Origin of the sequence: Streptomyces sp. WELS2 (assembly GCF_013870595.1) — a bacterium.
GTDB lineage: Bacteria > Actinomycetota > Actinomycetes > Streptomycetales > Streptomycetaceae > Streptomyces.
The window spans coordinates 1-3,902 of the sequence record NZ_JACBWZ010000610.1; the positions used below are offsets into that span (position 1 = coordinate 1).

The window sequence follows — 3,902 nt, forward strand, 5'->3', positions numbered from 1 at the left end:
AGCGGGCCGAGGAGGAGCGGGTCCGCGCCGCGCGCGAGGCCGAGCGCCGCCGGCTGAACACCTTCGTCGCCCCCATCGCGCACTCCTACGTCTCCACGGCCTACCAGGCCTCTAGCTCCCTGTGGTCCTCCGGTTCGCACACCGGCATCGACTTCCACGCGGCCAGCGGCACCGCGGTGCACTCGGTGGGCGCCGGCACGGTCGTCGCCACCGGCTGGGGCGGCGCCTACGGCAACCAGGTCGTGATCCGGATGGCGGACGGCATGTACACGCAGTACGGGCACCTGTCCTCCATCGGCGTCACGGTGGGCCAGCAGGTCGAGCCGGGCCAGCAGATCGGGCTGTCCGGCGCCACGGGCAACGTCACCGGCCCGCACCTCCACTTCGAGGCGCGCACGACGCCCGACTACGGCTCGGACATCGACCCCGTCGCCTACCTCCGCGGGCACGGCGTGCACATCTGACCCCCGCGCGTTTCCGGCGGCCCCGGCTCACCGAGCCGGGGCTTTCGCCGTTTTCCACCCCGCCCGCCGGACTCTTGTCCAAAAAATATCCATCGATTACCGCCCGCCGTCGGAAATTCCGCCGCGCTGGAATAGAGTCACGGTATAAGCGTCCATCGTCGGCGTTTCACGGGGATTAAGGCGGAGGTCGGTCATGCGTATTCCGGCGCACTCGGTGTGCACCGCTGTCCGGGACGACATCGTCGCGGGTGTCTACGAGCGCGGCAGCCGGCTCACCGAGGAAGTGCTGGCCCGCCGCTACGGCGTCTCGCGCGTCCCCGTCCGTGAGGCGCTGCGCACGCTGGAGGCCGAGGGGTTCGTGGTGACGCGCCGGCACGCGGGCGCGTGCGTGGCCGAGCCGACCGAACAGGAGGCCGCCGACGTGCTGGAGATGCGGACGCTGCTGGAGCCGCTGGGCGCCGCGCGGGCCGCCCAGCGGCGCACGGAGGCCCATCTGAAGGTGCTGCGCGGCCTGGTCCGGCTGGGCCAGGAACGGGCCAGGAAGGGCAACAGCGAGGATCTGCGCTCGCTCGGCGGCTGGTTCCACGAGACGCTCGCCCAGGCCTGCGGCAGCCCCGCGCTGACCTCGACGCTGACCCAGCTGCGGCACAAGATCGCCTGGATGTACGCGGTGGAGCCCCCGGTGAGCCCGGTGGAGTCCTGGGCGGAGCACGGCGCGATCGTGGACGCGGTGGCGCGCGGGGACGGCGAACGCGCGCGGGCGGTGACGGCACTGCACGCCGAACGCGCTGCGGGCGCGCACCGGCTGCGTTTTCCCGGCGCCGGGGAGCGTGTGAGGACTTCGCAACATGCCGTAAACATGTCGGGCCTGCGGCATTAACACGGGCGCCGTATACAAAGAAGGGTTATTCGGCGGCAGTGTTTTCCGCTGCCCTTTCCGCGGGCGCCCTTTTCATGGGCCACCCTTTCGCGGGACCGGGAATTAACGGTCACGCAGGGCGGGCGGGCGCGGCCGGCGCGGCCAGCGAGGCCGCCCGGGAATTCGGCCGGGCGGAAAGCCGCAGGCAGCCCGGCGCACTCGGCGGCGGAAACGCGGAAGCCGCGCCGCCCGGTGCGGGCGACGCGGCTTCCCGGTCCTGCTCAGACGGTCTCGGGCAGCTCCTCCAGGCCCTCGGAGACCAGCTTGGCCAGACGGTCCAGGGCGGCGTCGGCGCCCTCGGCGTCGGAGGCGAGGACGATCTCCTCGCCACCCTGGGCGCCCAGACCCAGGACGGCCAGCATCGAGGCCGCGTTGACGGGGTTGCCCCCGGCCTTGGCGATCGTCACCGGGACGCCTGTGGCCGTGGCGGCTCGGACGAAGAGAGAAGCGGGGCGGGCGTGGAGGCCCTCGGCCCAGCCGACGTTGACGCGGCGCTCAGCCATGTGTTGCTGCCCTTCAGTGCTCAGGTTGTCTAGACCAGTTTCCCATATCGTGAAGCGTGCCCGGAGCGGACCCGAAGGACCGCACCGGCGCGACCCCGGACCGCGGCCTCGGTCCGGCGTCGCCCCCATAGAGTGCCTCGCGCCGTTGTCGTACGCGACCCTTACTCTGGGGCCCATGCACACCTCGGCGGACCGGCAGGACCGGCACCAGTACCCCGCCCACTGGGAGGCGGACGTGGTGCTGCGCGACGGCGGCACCGCGCGCATCAGGCCCATCACCGTCGATGACGCCGACCGCCTGGTCAGTTTCTACGAGCAGGTCTCGGACGAGTCGAAGTACTACCGCTTCTTCGCGCCGTACCCACGCCTGTCCGCCAAGGACGTCCACCGCTTCACGCACCACGACTTCGTGGACCGGGTGGGACTCGCGGCCACCATCGGCGGCGAGTTCATCGCCACCGTACGCTACGACCGGATCGGCACCGACGGCCTGCCCGCCTCCGCGCCCGCCGACGAGGCCGAGGTCGCCTTCCTGGTCCAGGACGCCCACCACGGCCGCGGGGTCGCCTCCGCCCTCCTGGAACACATCGCGGCCGTCGCGCGCGAGCGCGGCATCCGCCGCTTCGCCGCCGAGGTGCTCCCCGCCAACACCAAGATGATCAAGGTGTTCACGGACGCCGGCTACACCCAGAAGCGCAGCTTCGAGGACGGCGTCGTACGCCTGGAGCTGGACCTCGAACCCACCGACCGGTCCATGGCCGTGCAGCACGCCCGGGAGCAGCGCGCCGAGGCCCGCTCGGTCCGGCGGCTCCTCGCGCCCGGCTCGGTCGCGGTCGTCGGCGTCGGCCGCGCTCCCGGCGGGGTGGGCCGCAGCATCCTCGGCAACATCCGCGAGGCCGGCTACGCGGGCCCGCTGCACGCCGTGAACAAGGCCTTCCCCGAGGACCTCGAGGAGATCGACGGGGTGCCCGCGTACCGCTCGGTGCGCGACATCGACGGGCACGTGGACCTCGCCGTCGTCGCCGTGCCGGCCGAGCACGTGCCCGCCGTGGTCGCCGAGTGCGGCGAACACGGCGTCCAGGGACTGGTCGTGCTCTCCGCCGGGTACGCCGAGAGCGGGCCCGAGGGGCGCGAACGGCAGCGCGCGCTCGTCCGGGCCGCCCGCGCCCACGGCATGCGGCTCATCGGCCCCAACGCCTTCGGGATCATCAACACCGCCGAGGACGTCCGGCTGAACGCCTCGCTCGCCCCCGAGCCGCCCCGCCCCGGCCGCATCGGGCTGTTCGCCCAGTCCGGCGCCATCGGCATCGCCCTGCTGTCCCGGCTGCACCGGCGCGGGGGAGGGGTGACCGGCGTCACCGGCGTCTCCACGTTCGTCTCCGCCGGCAACCGCGCCGACGTCTCCGGCAACGACGTCCTGCAGTACTGGTACGACGACCCGGACACCGACGTCGTCCTCATGTACCTGGAGTCCATCGGCAACCCCCGCAAGTTCACCCGGCTAGCCCGGCGGACGGCCGCGGCCAAGCCGCTGGTCGTCGTGCAGGGCACCGGCACCGCCCCGCAGGGGCACGCCGTACGCGCCACCCGGCTGCCCTACGCGACGGTGTCCGCGCTGCTGCGGCAGGCCGGGGTGATCCGGGTCGACACCATCACCGAGCTGGTGGACGCCGGGCTGCTGCTCGCCCGGCAGCCGCTGCCCGCGGGACCCCGCGTGGCCATCCTCGGCAACTCCGAGTCGCTGGGCGTGCTGACGTACGACCGGTGTGTGGCCGAGGGGCTGCGGCCGGCCCGGCCGGTGGACCTGACCACCGAGGCGACGGCGGAGGACTTCCACCGGGCGCTGGCCGACGCGCTGGCCGACGACACGAACGACGCCGTCGTCGTCACGGCGATCCCCGCGATCGGGGAGGGGTCGCCGGGGGACGCGGAGCTGGCGGAGGCGCTGCGGTCGGCCGCGGCGGCGGTGCCGGGCAAGCCGGTGCTGGTGGTCCATGTCGAGCTGGGCGGGCTGGC

Annotated in this window: 4 protein-coding genes; 3 read left to right on the forward strand and 1 reads right to left on the reverse strand. The window is 73.2% G+C overall.

Going from position 1 to position 3,902, the window contains the following annotated elements:
• A partial coding sequence (locus H5J33_RS26625; protein WP_181797392.1) for a M23 family metallopeptidase occupies positions 1 to 464 on the forward strand: 464 nt, incomplete at its 5' end.
• 193 nt (positions 465 to 657) lie between these two features.
• On the forward strand, positions 658 to 1,344 hold the full coding sequence (locus H5J33_RS26630; RefSeq protein ID WP_181797393.1) for a GntR family transcriptional regulator: 687 nt from the start codon (positions 658 to 660) through the stop codon (positions 1,342 to 1,344).
• 260 nt (positions 1,345 to 1,604) lie between these two features.
• On the opposite strand, the gene H5J33_RS26635 is transcribed toward H5J33_RS26630, so the two are convergent.
• On the reverse strand, positions 1,605 to 1,886 hold the full coding sequence (locus H5J33_RS26635; protein WP_030609104.1) for an HPr family phosphocarrier protein: 282 nt from the start codon (positions 1,884 to 1,886) through the stop codon (positions 1,605 to 1,607).
• Between the two features lie 175 nt (positions 1,887 to 2,061).
• On the opposite strand from H5J33_RS26635, the gene H5J33_RS26640 reads away from it, so the two are divergent.
• The coding region (locus H5J33_RS26640; protein ID WP_181797394.1) for a GNAT family N-acetyltransferase at positions 2,062 to 3,902 on the forward strand (1,841 nt) is incomplete at its 3' end.